The organism is Lysinibacillus zambalensis (assembly GCF_040183165.1).
GTDB lineage: Bacteria > Bacillota > Bacilli > Bacillales_A > Planococcaceae > Lysinibacillus > Lysinibacillus zambalensis.
In genome coordinates, this window is sequence record NZ_JBEGDG010000003.1 from 69181 (window position 1) to 85974 (window position 16794).

17 protein-coding genes are annotated in these 16794 nt (G+C 38.1%); all 17 read right to left on the bottom strand.

Annotated elements, in window-relative coordinates:
- Window positions 1-77 precede the first annotated feature (77 nt).
- Window positions 78-359 (bottom strand): YggT family protein, encoded by a 282-nt coding sequence (locus ABNX05_RS06010; protein WP_197141782.1) that lies wholly within the window; start codon window positions 357-359, stop codon window positions 78-80.
- Between the two features lie 20 nt (window positions 360-379).
- Entirely contained in the window at window positions 380-877 is a 498-nt protein-coding gene (locus tag ABNX05_RS06015; RefSeq protein WP_349658915.1) for a cell division protein SepF, read from the bottom strand.
- Window positions 861-1544: a YggS family pyridoxal phosphate-dependent enzyme gene (locus ABNX05_RS06020; RefSeq protein WP_432760126.1), complete on the bottom strand. Its 684-nt coding sequence runs from the start codon at window positions 1542-1544 to the stop codon at window positions 861-863. Before ABNX05_RS06020 ends, ABNX05_RS06015 begins: the two co-directional genes overlap by 17 nt.
- A gap of 172 nt (window positions 1545-1716) precedes the next feature.
- Window positions 1717-1953, bottom strand: a complete 237-nt coding sequence (locus tag ABNX05_RS06025; protein ID WP_079559778.1) for a PRC-barrel domain-containing protein — start codon at window positions 1951-1953, stop codon at window positions 1717-1719.
- Between the two features lie 841 nt (window positions 1954-2794).
- Window positions 2795-3568 carry an RNA polymerase sporulation sigma factor SigG gene (sigG, locus tag ABNX05_RS06030; RefSeq protein WP_349658917.1) on the bottom strand — a complete coding sequence of 258 codons (774 nt, stop codon included), beginning with the start codon at window positions 3566-3568 and terminating at the stop codon, window positions 2795-2797.
- Window positions 3569-3684: 116 nt separating this feature from the next.
- Window positions 3685-4392 (bottom strand): RNA polymerase sporulation sigma factor SigE, encoded by a 708-nt coding sequence (gene sigE / locus ABNX05_RS06035; RefSeq protein WP_049668349.1) that lies wholly within the window; start codon window positions 4390-4392, stop codon window positions 3685-3687.
- A 13-nt stretch (window positions 4393-4405) separates the two neighbouring features.
- Window positions 4406-5239, bottom strand: coding sequence for a sigma-E processing peptidase SpoIIGA (locus ABNX05_RS06040; RefSeq protein WP_349658918.1), 834 nt, complete (start codon window positions 5237-5239; stop codon window positions 4406-4408).
- A 434-nt stretch (window positions 5240-5673) separates the two neighbouring features.
- Window positions 5674-6831 carry a cell division protein FtsZ gene (gene ftsZ / locus ABNX05_RS06045; RefSeq protein ID WP_349658919.1) on the bottom strand — a complete coding sequence of 386 codons (1158 nt, stop codon included), beginning with the start codon at window positions 6829-6831 and terminating at the stop codon, window positions 5674-5676.
- Window positions 6832-7194: 363 nt separating this feature from the next.
- A complete protein-coding gene (ftsA, locus tag ABNX05_RS06050) occupies window positions 7195-8478 on the bottom strand; it encodes a cell division protein FtsA (protein WP_349658920.1) in 1284 nt (427 codons plus the stop codon).
- A 96-nt stretch (window positions 8479-8574) separates the two neighbouring features.
- Window positions 8575-8946 carry a small basic family protein gene (locus ABNX05_RS06055; protein ID WP_079559774.1) on the bottom strand — a complete coding sequence of 124 codons (372 nt, stop codon included), beginning with the start codon at window positions 8944-8946 and terminating at the stop codon, window positions 8575-8577.
- Between the two features lie 3 nt (window positions 8947-8949).
- Complete coding sequence (locus ABNX05_RS06060; protein WP_349658921.1) at window positions 8950-9669, bottom strand: DUF881 domain-containing protein; 720 nt, start codon at window positions 9667-9669, stop codon at window positions 8950-8952.
- A gap of 70 nt (window positions 9670-9739) precedes the next feature.
- Window positions 9740-10465 carry a DUF881 domain-containing protein gene (locus tag ABNX05_RS06065; RefSeq protein ID WP_349658922.1) on the bottom strand — a complete coding sequence of 242 codons (726 nt, stop codon included), beginning with the start codon at window positions 10463-10465 and terminating at the stop codon, window positions 9740-9742.
- Window positions 10446-11264 carry a cell division protein FtsQ/DivIB gene (locus ABNX05_RS06070; RefSeq protein ID WP_349658923.1) on the bottom strand — a complete coding sequence of 273 codons (819 nt, stop codon included), beginning with the start codon at window positions 11262-11264 and terminating at the stop codon, window positions 10446-10448. The genes ABNX05_RS06065 and ABNX05_RS06070 overlap by 20 nt, the downstream gene beginning before the upstream one ends.
- Window positions 11265-11284: 20 nt before the next feature.
- The gene (locus ABNX05_RS06075; protein WP_349658924.1) at window positions 11285-12364 is read right to left on the bottom strand and encodes an FtsW/RodA/SpoVE family cell cycle protein; all 1080 of its coding nucleotides are present in this window, start codon (window positions 12362-12364) and stop codon (window positions 11285-11287) included.
- Between the two features lie 40 nt (window positions 12365-12404).
- A complete protein-coding gene (murD, locus tag ABNX05_RS06080) occupies window positions 12405-13754 on the bottom strand; it encodes a UDP-N-acetylmuramoyl-L-alanine--D-glutamate ligase (RefSeq protein WP_349658925.1) in 1350 nt (449 codons plus the stop codon).
- Window positions 13751-14722: a phospho-N-acetylmuramoyl-pentapeptide-transferase gene (gene mraY, locus ABNX05_RS06085; RefSeq protein WP_197141765.1), complete on the bottom strand. Its 972-nt coding sequence runs from the start codon at window positions 14720-14722 to the stop codon at window positions 13751-13753. The genes murD and mraY overlap by 4 nt, the downstream gene beginning before the upstream one ends.
- Before the next feature lie 124 nt (window positions 14723-14846).
- Window positions 14847-16763, bottom strand: coding sequence for a stage V sporulation protein D (locus ABNX05_RS06090; RefSeq protein ID WP_349658926.1), 1917 nt, complete (start codon window positions 16761-16763; stop codon window positions 14847-14849).
- Window positions 16764-16794: the final 31 nt, after the last annotated feature.

Genomic DNA, 16794 nt, shown 5'->3' on the forward strand with positions numbered 1-16794 from the left:
GACAATAAAGCAACCTTTTTTGTTAAATGTAGTATTCCCCATAAATAAAAAATCCCCACCGTTCGTGAGGATTTTTTTTAAATCAACATTTCGTAAATTTTTAAAATAACAATAAACAGCCCTTTTTGAATATAGTTAAGGAGAAATATTGCTACGATAGGTGAAATATCAATCATGCCGATTGGCGGAATAAATTTTCTGAAAATTCCAAGATAGGGTTCACATAATTTTGTTAAAATACGTCCAACTGATGTATTTTGAACAGCAGGCACCCAGGACATTAACACATATGCGACTAGCATTAGTGAGTATACATAAAATGCTATAGACACATACTTCAAGATTAAATAAAATGTCATATAAACTACAATCCTCGCTATTAATTATCGTCTAAAATAAAATTCGAAATTTCGCCAGATACTTCTACATTTTCAGGTGTGCATAGGAAAATGTCTTTACCGATTCTTTGAATATCGCCGCCGAGTGCATATACTGTGCCACTTAAAAAATCAATAATTCGTACGCCTTGATCTCGCTCAATTCGTTGTAAATTGACGATCGTTGCACGCCTATTTTTTAAATGTTCTGCAATGTCCTGTGCTTCGGCATAAACTCTAGGTTCAACTAATACAACTTTTGCACCTTTAGAATTCATTGCTGCCTGCAAACTAACAATATTGTTTGTAGGCGTTGTACTCTGCGGAAAAATTTCCTGAACCGGTGCCTTACGCTCCTTCATAACTTTTTTAGGCTTTACCGATTGGATTTGTTGCTGTTGTTGTACGGGTTGCTGCTGTTGAATAGGAGCTTGAGTAATTTCTTCTTCTATTTCTTCCTCAAGATAAAAGAAATTTTTAATTTTATTTTTCATGCTCATCCTGTTCCCCTCTTTCATTTCCAACAAGAGCCGTTCCAACTCGTACAAATGTAGCCCCTTCTTCTACCGCAATTTCAAAGTCATTAGACATGCCCATTGATAACTCGGTACAAGGCGCATGTGCGAATCCTTGCTCGGCTATTTGCTGTTGACATTGTTTTAATTGCTTAAAAACAGAGTGAATAATTGTATCCTCATCAGTATTCGGTGCCATCGTCATTAAACCAACAACTTGAACTTTCGTAAAACTTTTTAATGATTCAATAAAAGGGAGGACTTCTTCAATCGATAAACCATGTTTTGACTCTTCGCCCGATACATTAACTTGTACAAAGCATTTAACAGGTTTGTCTGCTCTTTTTTCAATTTCTTGCGCTAAACTTAAACGATCTAGTGAATGTAAATAATCGATACTGTTAATGACCTGTTTGACCTTACGTGTTTGTAAAGAACCGATATAATGCCAATGTACATCAGCTTGAATCGCTTCAGTTTTACGATTTAAGCCTTCTGGACGGTTCTCTCCTAAATGAATAAGGCCTGCATCAATTGCTTCTTGTGTTCTTTCTACAGAAACTTCTTTTGTCACTGCAATAATTTGAACTTTCTCTGCTTCACGATTTGCACGTTTTTTTGCTGCTTGTATAAGATCATTAATTTTCTTCAAATTTGTTAAGATTTTTGTCAATGTTTTTCCCAACTTTACAACAATAGTTTCTTATATTGTAACAAGCAATGCTTGAATTATCAATGAATAGCCTGACCTATGTGAAAGTACATTTTACCCTGGCAACGCTTTAAAATGCTTAGATTTTTAATATACATAATAATTTTGTCTTTTAGGATATTGCTTTCACTAAAATGACATCCTTTCCAACTACAAGTACATCTTTCATATACACTTTCCTAACCGATTCTTCCCCGCGAAAAAGCCCTAAATATTTTCGGGGCTCTGCAATCATAAAAGCCGTTACATAGCCTGTTTCTTTGGATACCTCTGCATCTACCACAAATCCTAAAAAGCGTCCGTTCCCTGCTTCAATTACTTCTTTTTGCTGTAACATCGAGAAACGCATTTTATCCCTCCTAAATCAATTACTCTCAACATCGTTTTTATCTCAACAAACTATGTTTTCTCTTTATATTTATGTGTTTATTGTTGGTTAAATGAAAATGAAATGATCAAGTAATCTCGCTTTGGCAAAACGAAGGGGCGATTTCCGTTCCAGGCTACTCGCTTTCCTGTGGGCGAGCGTCGAGCCGCTTCCTCCACTAAAGGAACGAAGGCTAAATGCGTCACGTCCTGTGACAATGCCTTCGTGACCAACATTATGTTGGCCTCAGGGTCTCGCTGTCTCGCTTTCCCACTGGAGTCGAGTAGCCTTCCACTCCAATCAGCGATGGCGTAAAATTTCAATAGTGGACGGTATAACAACAAACCTTAAGTTAACACTTCGCCTTCGTATAGACAAAACCCTTTTGCTAAAGTTACGTTTTATCACTTAAATTATAGCGATTGGAAGGGGATACATGCTATATGAATTTGTTGATCTTCGTTACGACTGGGCGACTCCTTGGGGATTAGCAATAGAGGAGCGGAGGCTAAAAGCATCCCATCCTGTGATAACGCCTTCGTGTCCAACCTCGTGTTGCAGCCGCTACGTTAGCACTACGCTTTCGCGCAAAAAACATCATGTTGGCCCAAGTGGCTCATCGGATGCCCCTAGGAAGCTCTGCTCTGTGCGAAAGCGTAGCGGCAGCAGCAAATGTTTTTAACTGCGCGAAAGCGTAGCGGCAGCAGCAAAGCACCCAGTCGGAACGGAAATCGCCCCCTCGTCTTGCTGAGGGGCCCTACTTAATTTATACCATTGACATAAATTAAAATGCGCACCGAGAACTCGGGTGCGCATTGTGTTTTTACTTATAATCTTTCTGCATTGTTTCAATTGCATTTTTTTCTAGACGTGAAATTTGCGCTTGAGAGATCCCCAATTCTTTTGCAATTTCAGTTTGTGTCTCACCGTAATAAAAACGCTTTGCAACAATCATTTGTTGACGATCATCTAACTTTTGTAAACTTTCCTTTACCGACACGTAGGCTACCCATTGATCTTCTGATACATCATCATCACGTAATTGATCCATCATATAAACAGCGTCTCCGCCGTCTGAATAAATAGGCTCCTGTAAGGAAACTGGATCTTGAATGGCATCTAAAGCAAATAAAACATCTTCCTTTTTCATGTCAATCATATCAGCAATTTCTTCAATCGTTGGTTCTCGTAAATTATCGGTTATCCATTGCTCTTTTGCCTGCATTGCCTTATATGCAATATCTCTTAGAGAGCGAGAAACACGCAATGCATGATGATCACGCAGATGGCGACGAATTTCACCTATGATCATTGGCACAGCATATGTTGAAAATCGTACATTATGCTTCAAATCAAAATGATCAATGGCTTTCATGAGGCCAATACAGCCTACTTGAAATAAATCATCTGCCTGTTCACCCCTATAGGCAAATCTACCGACAATACTGAGCACTAACCTTAAATTGCACATTACAAGCTCTTCCCTAATCTCAGTTTCTCCAGCTTGTAAACGAATAAATAGTTCCTTCATTTCCTCGTGCTTTAAAATTGGCAAAGTCGATGTATCTAAGCCGCAAAGATCTACTTTAGTTCGCATATATTCGATTCCTCCGGATGTTATTCTCTGACTAAACCGTTACATCAGTTTGTCCGAGAGAAACGAGAATATGCACAAAAGCTACGACCAATTTTAGGTAGGGTAAATTTCCCTCTCTAAGAAATTGGTTGATTCAAATTTTCACGTAGATCTTGAATAATTTTCTTCTCTAATCGGGAAATATATGATTGTGAAATACCTAAATGATCAGCAACTTCTTTTTGAGTCATTTCAATTTTTCCATTAAGGCCGAAACGACATTCCATAATATATCTTTCACGCGCGCCTAGTAAATTAATCGCATGAAACATATGTTGACGCTCAATTTTCTTCTCTACATTGTCTAAAATAATATGCTCTTCCGTTCCTAAAATATCAGACAATAACAATTCATTTCCATCAGCATCTGAGTTTAATGGTTCATCTAATGAAACTTCACCCTTCATGCGACTTGTTTTACGTAAATGCATCAAAATTTCATTTTCAATACAACGTGATGCGTATGTGGCAAGCTTAATATTTTTATCAGTATTGAACGTTTCAATCGCCTTAATTAAACCGATCGAGCCAATACTTATTAAATCCTCAATCGGTGTTCCCGTATTATCAAAACGTCTAGCAATATAAACAACAAGACGCAAATTACGTTCAATTAGTGTATCTCTAGCTCTTAAATCACCATTCATAAAGGATGCAATGACTGTAACTTCTTCTTCTCGACTTAATGGCACTGGCAATGAATCATTTCCCCCTATATAGTACGTTTCACGACTCCGAAACTTACTCCAAAATTTTTTCAAGCTAGCAAGTAGCCTAAGAAGCAATAGTTCTCCCCCTCTATGAGTTATTTGAAAGCGCTGAAAAATGTAAAATTGCTGCTGTGCTGTGCGGAAAATTTTTAGCCTTTTTTGTTAATACGATATATTCATTCGTTTTCACTTGTGAGTGCTCCCCTTTTATATGCCACTCATCAAAGCGGAAACCTAGTACAACCGACTGCTGTTGCACTGTATTGACATGAATAAATCGAATATAACGCTGATAATCTTCTGAAAACATGGATACATTATACGGATCAGTTTCTTGCCATTCTATCAATGATTTGCAGAATGCTACAGGTAAATGTGAGCGTAATGCTGCATAAGAGACAAAGTGAACAGGTTTTCCTGATAGTGGCTCAATTGCTTGATTCCCTGTATCTACAAATGCAGAAAGTGGTATCGTGATATCAAAAATTTTTAAATTCGTATCAAACACAAACTGACCACTTAACCGCTCAAGCTTTACAAATCCCCATTGCTTATAAAAAGCAGCAAGGTTACCAACTGCTAATAGTAGGCAAATAATTATAAAATGGACAGCAGAAAGATTTTTTAAATACGGTTGTAACGCTGTTAATAATCCACCAATAATGATTGTTGCTGTTAAAACAATCGGTCCTTGCTTCTGAAAGCTTCGAATCTTAAAGCGAAAAGCTATGCCGATTAGTAAGATAAAGCTCAGTATTGTCATTAACAGCATTTGACCACCTATTACAGCTACAAAACTACTACATATAGAACTCATTAATAATCTCGTGTTCTTTACAAAAACCCCTGTTACTCTCGCTGTAAACGTAAGTATCGCTAGATTAAAAAGTGTATTAATGAGCACCAGCCATTCTCCATACATAACAGCCGCCTCCTACTTACAAAGTTAGCATGTTACACCCACAAATATTGTCAAACAATCGCATCATTTCATAAAAATGTTTTGACAAAATACATCCTTTCCTTACACATTTGAACATAATTAATTTTTAAGTCACTGGAAATATCTATGAAATAATGCTGTCATATTAAATGAAGTATATGTTTTTTTGCAAAACGAGAGGTTGATTTCCGTTCCGACTGGGCACTTTGTTTTTGTGTGAAAGTGTACTCTTAACGGAGTGACAGTGACAACACAATGAAGGAAACGGCTCGATGCTCGCCACTGAGGAAAACGAGTAGCCTGGAACAGATAAAGAGGCAACAACATTCATAACATAATAGTTTTCAACAACACAAAAAAGCTCGTATTTCACATAATGTAAAATACGAGCTTTTTAAAGTTTGGATGCTGACTTATCCGCGATTTTTACGATTGCGTAAAAATGCCGGTACTTCAAGCGTGTCATCCTGTACATAATTTTGTTGGTTTTGACGTGGTAGTTCTTGCTGCACATGCACTTCTTGACGTTGCTCACGGATCGGAGCTTGCTGTTGTTGCGTAGCTTGTCTATTTGCATTTAACGTCGGTCGTGGAGCATTACGCTGTTGCTGTAAAGCTTCCTCAGAGAAGCCAGTTGCAATTACTGTCACAATAATTTCATCTTTTAGATTTTCGTTAATAACAGAACCGAAAATCATATTTACTTCTTCATCTGATGCTGATGCTACAATATCTGCAGCCTCTTGTACTTCAAATAGGCTAAGATTTGATCCACCAGTAATGTTCATAAGGACACCTTTAGCGCCATCAATTGATGATTCAAGTAATGGACTTGAAATTGCTTTTTTAGCCGCTTCTGCAGCACGGTTTTCACCTGTAGCAATACCAATACCCATTAACGCTGAACCTTTGTTAGACATAATTGTTTTTACGTCTGCAAAGTCTAAGTTAATAAGACCTGGCGTTGCAATTAAATCTGAAATACCTTGTACACCTTGTCGTAAAACATTATCTGCTTCACGGAATGCTTCTAGCATTGGTGTAGATTTATCGACAATTTGTAATAACTTGTCGTTCGGAATAACGATTAAAGTATCAACAGACTCTTTCATGCCACCGATACCACCGATAGCTTGTGTTTGTCGTTTGCGACCTTCAAACGTAAATGGACGAGTTACAACACCAACTGTAAGGGCTCCTAGATCGCGAGCAATTTGTGCGATTACTGGCGCGGCACCAGTACCAGTTCCTCCGCCCATTCCAGCTGTAACGAATACCATATCTGCACCACGAAGAACTTCCTCTAATTGTTCACGGCTCTCTTCTGCAGCTTTTTTCCCTACTTCAGGATTAGCACCTGCACCTAATCCACGTGTAAGTTTTGTACCAATTTGTAGCTTAATTTCTGCCTTCGATAAATTTAAGGCCTGTGCATCTGTGTTTACTGCGATAAAGTCAACACCTTGTACACCATGTTCTATCATTCGATTGACAGCGTTGTTACCGCCGCCACCAACACCAATGACTTTTATTACTGCAAGTTGATCAACACTTGTATCAAATTCTAACATTTCTTTTTCCTCCCACGGTAACTCGACTCTGTATCATTCATTACGCATTCAAGATCAATTATGCCTCGGTATAATTGCGTCCGGGATCGGCTTTGTGCTTAGGCCTGCACGAGGGCCGACACGATGTCGGTCATTTCGGTAATGCCACAGGACGTGGCGTTTTTACCGATGCAGGTCAGTTAGCCGTTATCGCATGGATGCGATGATCTTAGGCTAACATCCCCTAAGAACTCATTTCCGATTCCGTGACATCCGCCGGAGGCATTAACTTCTTTCAGCAGGTGTTTGGACATCTGCTAAAAGTAGCTTAAATCCGCATTCATTTCACCACCTATAGAGGTGGGAGACTTCAGCTGAAAGAAGTTAATCAAAAAACTTATCAAATAATTTTTTTGCTCTTCCGATTACGCTTCCTTTTGGTTCTGAAGGTGTAGCATATTCTTGCTTTTTAGGTGTGGCTGCAGGAGATCCTACAACTGCATATTCAATAGGTTGCGTATTAGCACTTTTTCCATAAAAATCATCTTCTAAATAGGCGTAACGAATAAGTCCAACTGCCGTCGTAAATGAAGGCTCTCTAACGCCAATATAGTCAGGTGTATATATTCTAACACGAGTTTGCAGAATCTGACGTGCCAGTTGAGCAATACCGTCAAGCTTTGCAACGCCTCCAGTCAAAACAACACCACCTGGTAAATCTCTAACACCTAGACGGGCTAACTCGTCAATGACTAATTCAAATAATTCTTCCAAACGAGCGCCAATTATTTCTGAAATATAGCGCTGGCTGTACTGATCTGTTGAATCTGTCCCTACAACCGGTACTTCGAAGAGTTCTTCATCAGATGCATCATCATAATAGGCATGTCCAAATTGATGTTTAATTTGCTCTGCCTGTTCTGTTGGTGTTTTTAAGACGATTGAAATATCTTTTGTAATATGATCGCCACCAATTGGAATGACACCTGTATGTGTTAATAATCCCTCTTCAAATACTGCGATAGTAGTTGAACCGCCTCCTAGATCAACAAACGCGGTTCCTTGGTTTTTTTCATCCTCCGATAATGCAAAAAAACCTGCTGCTAATGGTTGCAAATATATTTCTCGAATGCTTAGACCTGCACGTTCTACACAACGTAGAACATTGTGTAAAAGTGTTTTTGAAGTAGTAATCATTGTGGCATCCATTTCTAAACGGATGCCAATCATGCCTCGTGGATCTTTAATCTCATCTAAATTATCCACAATAAACTGTCTTGGAATAATATTCACTAATTCACGTTCAGGAGGTATTGACATGACTTGTGCAGATTCTACTACTCTATCTAAATCATCATCTGTAATTTCTCTATTTTCACTATTTACAGCGACTACACCTTTAACCAGCTGTAACATCGTCTGGTTAGCTGGAACACCTAAAACGACTTCATTAATTTGATATCCTGTCATTCGTTCAGCTTGATCTATTGCTTTTCGAATTGATTGAACTGTTGCATCAATATCAACAATCGCACCTTTTCGAACTCCATTCGATTTTACATTTCCGACCCCAATTACATGTAACTGACCGTCGCTCATTTCACCTATTAATACCTTGATAGAGGAAGATCCTATATCAAGAGAAATATATAAATCTTGCTGATTCAATTCGCTGCACCTCCTCGAAAAAATGCTCTTATTCTCATTCTATTGTAAATTCGGCATAATGTCTAAGCAAATCGAGCATTTAGCTCAACTTTTCTCTCATTCTATGGAATTTTTGTTCCTTTTGTGACGTTTCTCATCTATCTTAGTTAGTAAAATACGCCTAATTATTGCTATATTCTGGAACAAACGTACTCCGAAAGCGAAAATGGCCGCTAAATACAAATCTATTCCTAAATACACACCTAAAAAGGCTAATCCCGCTGCCAGAATTATATTAAAAAAGAATCCAGATACAAATACTTTATCGTCATATACTTGCTGTAATTGAGCACGAATACCGCCAAATAATGTATCTAAGGCTGCTAAAACAGCTATTGACAGATAATTTTCATAAATAGAGGGTATTTGCATATTTGTTAACAAGCCAAGGGCAAGTCCAAATATCAAACCTAGAAATGGTAGCCACATATATTATTCTCCTTTTTTCACCTCTGTTAAATAATCATTTGTCAATGGCTGATCAAATGCTGGGATTATTAAATGCTCTGTTGGTTCCTCTATTATTAAGTTAAAGTTGTCCATATAAAAGGAATCAATAAATGTGGAAGCCTGTAATGAATTGTACATTTTTTGTGCTTCCTTAAATGAGCTTGTCCCAACAAAAATTTCAAAGGGTGGTGCTGACAGTGGTACACTGTTCACTGTCGTCTTTCCATTTATGTCTCGAATGGCTGTTGTCTGGACAACTCGATTTCCATCTATCGAGACACTCGCTGCATTGTTTTTAAACAGAGCATTTAGTAATTGGGTTAGTAAATCAGGCGAAATTTCTTTGATTTCATACCCCATTTCTACTAATTCGGGCGCTGGTTCTACACGAAGTGCAACTCCGGGCCCTGTCACTTCCGTTAACCCGGCCTGTTGCTTTAAACGATTCAGCGTTTGATATAATGCCGACTGTAAATTTGCTTTCTCAGATTGCTCATAGCGACCCACTACTTCATTAAGTGAACGAATTTCTGCTAATAATGTGGAATGCCTTTGCTTTTCTTCTGCTAATTCCTCTCTTATGGCCCAAATATCTCGTGTATCTCGCTCAGCTGGTTGCTTTATGGTATTGTATTGTACCGCTATCATCAAACCGATAATAAATAGCACGATCGTTATTCGGGTATACATATTTTTTTTCAAAATAGCCCCTCCTAGACGTATCGTAACCCCTTACAGATTTACGCCTTAGATCTTAAATTAGAAAAATCGTTTAACTTTCTACTTTTGCTTTTGGCATCGTTAGCTTTTGCTCTTCTTCAAATGATACAACAATATTGTCATTTAATAATTGATCCACAACGCCACCTTTTAAGTTTAAGGAAGCTTTGAATGTTGCTGAATCTCCTACAGCCTCGATGACGAATGGAGCTGGATGTTGCTTGCCATCAATCGTAATGACTGGTCCATTACAGCGTATATAAGAATTCGCCAAAACACGTTGACCATTAATAGCAATTGCTTGAGCGCCAGAAATTTTAAGCTCATTGAGCAATTTAAAAATATGGCTTTCATGCACGATATAATCATTAGGATTAGCAGATTTTGGATCGTAATCACCATCTTGAAGAGTTATACGTATCCCTTTTCCTTCTGAATTTAAATCGCCTAACAACAAACGTAAATCCTCTGCTTCTTCAACAAGTTTTTTATAATCCTTTTTGCCAGCGACGAATGATTTTTCATACTTACGAATTTTTTCCTGCAAAGCATTCGCTTCTTCTGATAATTCTTTATTGCGCTCTTGCTGTGCAATTAACTCCTCACGATATGAATCCTCTTGCTCCAAAAGCTTTGGATTGGTCGAACCTGCATCTCGATTATCTTTTGCCTGGTTGTAGGAATAGCCAATGATAAACCCCATAGTTACACAAACAATAAGCAACTGAAATTGTTTTCTTGAAAAGAAATTTTCTTTGCTATTCTTTTTCTTGTTCATCTTTTTCCACTTCCTGGTCGGCCGCATCGGTATCTATATCAATAGCTGCTTGGTTGTACTCATTATTGAAAGGACGATAATACGAGCCTACCTCTAAATCGATAACTCCCTTCTCCAAATTTGAAATTTGTGCCACAAGTGAAGGGTAATGATTTAGCTTTTCTGCTAATGTTTGAATAACAGCTCGAACTTCATAGCCATCGTTCATATAGAGCTTGACTGCATTAGGGTTTGAGTTATTGCTATTAGTATTGACTTGAGAAATGAGAGTTAATACTTCTGGATTTAATTGTGCTAACTGCTTTACAAGTTTCTTAATTGTCTTTTCGCCAGATATGCCGATAAATACAGGTGCATCAATCGGGATTTCATCTCCAGCTTGATCAAAGCGCTTGCCATTTTCAAGTAATGGATAATAAGTACCGTCACCAGCTAAGTACGCAACCTTTTTCCATTCTTTAATTTCTATTGCCACGCCTTGAGGCCAATTACGTTTAACATGTGCTTCTTTCACCCATTTATCCTTTAGTAATAATTTCTCTACCTCTTCTTCTTTAAATCCCCACATTGACTTCCCAGTTGCAAGAGTACTTGACTTCAAATAATATTGTTCTTCTACTAATCGAGCGCCATTGACTGTAATTTTGTTAATTTTACTGTAAGGAGATTGAAAATAAAGGAGTACTGCTAACACGATAAAGAAAAGTAATATTAGCACTATAAATTTCCGATTTGTACGCTTTTTTCGTCGCTTTTTTAGCGTAGGTATGCGATCTTCTATGTCAATTACTTTCTCCAAAAAGTACTCCTCCTTTATATTTATTTCGCTAATTGATAAATAATACCTATTATTAGCCACATTGTTACTAAAGATGTTCCTCCATAGCTGATAAAAGGTAATGTGACACCTGTTACAGGCACTAAACCAATCACTACTGCTATATTTAGAAATGCTTGTACGGCTAACATTGTTACAAGTCCGATGATCGCGTAATAAGATGTTCTTGTTTTAGCCTGCACTGCAAATTTATAGCCTGCATAAATCGTCAGTACGAACAGTGCTAAAATAACAAGTCCACCAAACAATCCGACCTCTTCAAGGATTATTGCGTAAATAAAGTCATTTTGTGGTTCGGGTAAATATAAAAATTTTTGCCTACTTTGTCCAAAGCCATGCCCAAAAATCCCAGCCGGACCTATAGCCATTAACGACTGCACAGCCTGAAATCCACTTCCTAAAGGATCTAACCACGGATCAATAAATGCCTCAATTCGCTTTAGTCGGTATGGCGCTGTGACAATCAAGCCTACTAATCCAGCAATTCCAGCAATCATAAACATTGCATAAAGCTTTAAAGGATACCCTGCCACAAAAAACAATAAAAACACAGAAACAACGAGAATAAAAACTGAACCAAAATCGGGCTGTAGCATAATAAGTACAACGGGCAATAATAAGATCAATCCATGCCGCCAATTAACAATCGACGTACCCGTTTTATGCTGCGCTAAAATATGGCTCATGTATACAATGACGGTAATTTTAGCCAATTCAGCTGGCTGAATTGTTAGGGGACCTACGCCAATCCAGCTTTGAGAGCCATTTCGTACAAGTCCAATTCCCGGTATAAGTACAAGGACTAGTAAAACTAACGAAAATATATAGGCCATTTTCCAAAAGGACTGCTCTTTCAAAATATTTAATCGAACAGTGATTAAAAACACTACAATAGCTACGGCAAAGTATAGACTTTGCTTCATATAAAACGGCATTTTTCCACTATAATGAACGGCACTCCAATAGGTACCTGCAGAATAGACGAAAATAATGCCGATTATTGAAAGCATCAATGTTGTGACGAGCAATAAATAGCTTTCTTTTCCTCTCAGTAATGCCATCCTTCCAAGTCAAGTATATTCTAAAATAGTTACAGGCTCGTTACAGCTTCATTACAGCATCAATAAAAACATCGCCTCTTATTTCAAAGCTGTCATATTGATCCCAGCTTGCGCAAGCCGGAGATAGTAAAATAACATCGCCTTCTGCTGACATCGGCGCAGCATAGTGTACTGCATCCTCAATATTTTGGGCAATGACAGTTTGCTGTACACCACATGATTTTGCAAATTCTACAAAACGTAGTCCTGTTTCTCCAAAGGCAACAACACCTTTTACATGGCTCATACATGGACGTAATTCTTCAAACGAATGTCCTCGATCTAATCCACCTGCAAGTAAAATAACAGGTGCTTGGAATGCATCTAAAGCACTTTTTGTAGCTAAGCAATTTGTTGCTTTGGAGTCGTTGTAAATTTTGCGCCCGTTCCATTCACGCACAAATTGAGTACGGTGACGAACGCCACCAAACTTCGCTAGCACTTCTTCCATTTTAGCTTTGTCACAGCCAATTAAAATACAAGCTGCGACAGCTGCTAAAATGTTTTCTAAGTTATGCTTACCAGGCAAAGCGATATTCGCTCGATCTAAATACGGCTCACCTTGCCAATATATTGTTGTGTCATCCGCACTAATTCCTTCATCCGTGCGACCCTTAGAACTAAATGGTACTTTTTGAGCTTTTGATTTTGTTGCATAGCCAACAACAACAGGCTGATCAGCATTATAAATAAAATAATCGCTTTCATCTTGATTACGTGTAACACCAAATTTTGCATCAGCATAGTCATCAAATGTCCCGTGATAATCAAGATGTGCATCATAAAGATTTGTTAATATAGCAATCTTCGGCTTAAACGTTTTAATCCCCATTAATTGGAAGGATGATAACTCTGTAACAATTACATTATCCTTTTGTGCTTCTCTTGCAACACCACATGCAACTGTTCCTATATTCCCTGCAATTAACGGTTTTAAACTTCCGTTATTCAGCATGTCGAAAATTAACGTTGTCGTAGTTGTTTTACCGTTTGATCCTGTAATACCGACAAATGGCGCTTCACTAATTAAATAAGCAAGCTCAATTTCTGTCCAAACAGGTATTTCACGGCTTATTGCATCTGCTACTATTTTATTGCTATAAGGAATCCCTGGATTTTTCACAACTATTTCAAAGCCTTCATCTAGTAAATCTTCTGGATGACGCCCACAAATAACTGTAATCCCCTTTTGCAATAGACCTTGCGCATCTGGACTTTCGTCAAATGGTTTGGAATCATTAACCGTCACAAAGGCGCCAAGCTCATGTAAAATCTCAGCTGCAGCCACACCACTTTTAGCTAGACCTAAAACAAGGACTTTTTTATGTTGTAAATCTGTAAAATTTCTCATAAGAACGCCTCCGATAAAACTCCAATCAATGCTACTGCTAAAGCCGTTGACCAAAAGACAAGTACTACCTTCCATTCTGACCAACCTGATAATTCAAAATGATGATGAATAGGACTCATTTTAAAAATACGTTTTTTACGAAGTTTAAAGCTGCCTACCTGTAAAATAACGGATAATGTTTCAATAACAAACACCAATCCAATTAATAACAGTAAGAGTTCTGCTTTTACTAATACAGAGATCATAGCTAAAGCTCCACCTAATGCTAGAGAACCTGTATCTCCCATAAATACTTTTGCAGGATTCGCATTAAAAAGTAAAAACCCTAATAATGCACCTGTTACTGCGAATGTAAATAAGGCGATATCAGCTTGTTCTTGGAATAGAGCAATAACACCAAATGCTGCAAAGGCAATGGATGCAGTACCTGCTACAAGCCCATCTAAACCATCTGTTAAATTCACAGCATTTGAGAAGCCTACTAACCAGAAAATTAAAAAGGCTACATAGAAAATACCAAGATCAATCGTCCAATCTGTAAATGGTATTGCAATTGATGTATCAAACGATCCATGTAGTAAGAAATAAGCCAAGACTGCAATGGCAATTTGACCAATAAGCTTTTGAAGAGATGTTAATCCTAAATTACGTTTAAAAACAACCTTTAAGCTATCATCTAACAAGCCGATTAACCCAAACCCTACTAATACTAGTAGCAGTACGACGGTATATGTTGTAAATAAATCTAAATAGCTTCCTACTCCAACAGTAGTGAGGATAATGGCAATTAAGTAAATAATGCCCCCCATTGTTGGAGTACCAGCTTTCTTCATATGGGATTTTGGCCCCTCCTCACGAATACTTTGACCGAACTTTAATCGGCGAAGAAGTGGAATACTAATTGGTGCCAGGATAACTGTTACTATAAAAGCAAGAGCTAAAATGGTAAGCGTTGTTGCGAGTTTCATTGAAAAATCTCCTTTAAATCTTGTTTCACTTTCTTCTTGAAGAAAAAAGCACAAACTTTCATGTATTTATTACTACCCTTCATAATAATAGTGGTTCTTTCCCATTTTTTAAAGGTAAAGTTAATTAGTTTTCTAAATAAAGATGAATGGTGCCATCTTGTTTGATAACACTATCCACTTCAGGCAGTTGATTGCCAATTTTGGTCCCTTCCCCATGCCATACAATGCGGAATGGATAATGTTGCTTGGCAATATCGTCCTTCGTTTGACCAATAAAACTTGGTACCTTCACAGTGATTGGGTCACCCCATCGATAATCCTTTTCAAGCTGTTCCTTCGATTTTTCAATGCCAACAAAAGGTGCAATATCTTCAATAATTTGACCAACGATTGGAGCTGCTATCACACCGCCAAACTGTGTTCCCTTTTTCGGGTTATCTACTGCTACATAAACGACAATTTGCGGATTATCCGCAGGTGCGAAGCCAATAAACGATACGATATATTCACCGTCTTTATAACGGCCATTCTCTACTTTTTGTGCCGTACCTGTTTTACCACCGATTCGTAATCCATCTCGGTAAGCTTGACGTCCTGAGCCCTTTGCGACAACAGATTCTAATGCACCTCGAACCTTTGCAGACGTCTCCTCACGAATAACTTGTTTTTTAACTTCTGGTTTAGTCTCTTTTATAACGTCCCCGGTATTGGGGTTAAAAACCTTCTTCACAACATATGGGGTATACAGCTTGCCCCCATTTATTGCTGCGCCTACTGCTTGCACTTGTTGAATTGGTGTAACGGCAACCCCTTGGCCAAATGAAGTTGTGGCCTGCTCAACAGGTCCAAAAGCTTCCTTGGAAAATAAAATCCCTGAAGCCTCACCAGCAATGTTAGAACCTGTTTTTGTACCAAAACCAAAATCTTTAACATACTGTAGTAGTTTTTCATTACCTATTCGCTGACCTAATTCAATAAAGCCAGGGTTACAAGAATTTTCTACCACTTCAAGGAAGGTTTCAGATCCATGACCTTCACGCTTCCAACAACGCAATCTTGCTCCTGCAACCATTGAATAGCCTGGATCATAAAAAGTATCCTTCTCTAAATCCACTACGTTTTCTTCTAAAGCAGCACTAAGGGTTATAATTTTGAACGTTGACCCGGGCTCATATGTCATCCAAACCGGTAAATTTCTATTGTAGATTGTTTGCTCTACCGTTTGATATTCTGCTGGATTGAAAGTAGGGTATGAGGCTAATGCTAAAATTTCTCCATTGTTTGGATTCATGGCAATGGCCATTGCTTGGTCAGCATCATAACGCTTCATCGCCTGTGATAATTCACGTTCAACGACCTGTTGTACATCTACATCTATCGTTAGCTCGATCGTCGCGCCATCTTCACCAGCCTTCCAGGCACTCTTTACATTCGGTAAATTATTCCCTTTCGCGTCTGTAAAGATTCGTATAGCCGAAGAATTAGCCTGTAAAAGCTTATCGTATTCATATTCAATTCCCGCTAAACCTTGTGCATCATAGCCTGTGAAACCTAAAAAACGAGATAGTAGGGTACCATATGGATAATCCCTTGAATAATCGACACCACTATATAATCCCTCAATCTGCATACCTTGTAACTCCACTGCTTTTTCATAAGGAATATTTTTTCCTTCTGGTGCCAGCTTTACTAAGTACACTTTCTTCTTCATTTTTTCCAAAAGCTTTTGTTCATCTACACCTAAAACTTGTGCAATTTTGGCCGCTGCACCTTCAATATCCTTACTTTGAGAAGGCATGAAATATAAAGTTGGTGCAAGCTTATTTGTGACAATATTTTTCCCCTTACGGTCAGTAATATGCCCTCGCTCATTGGCAAAAGGAATTTCTCGGTCCCAATTCTCTTCGGCTTTCTTTGTCAGTTCTTTTTGATCTAATACTTGCAAGAAGAACAGCCTAATAATAATCGCAGCGGCCACAAACATAAACAATACATATAAAACACGCAAACGCTTTTTGGAATGGATAGAAATCCACTTCATTCGACATCACACCTTGTTTTTTACAACGTAT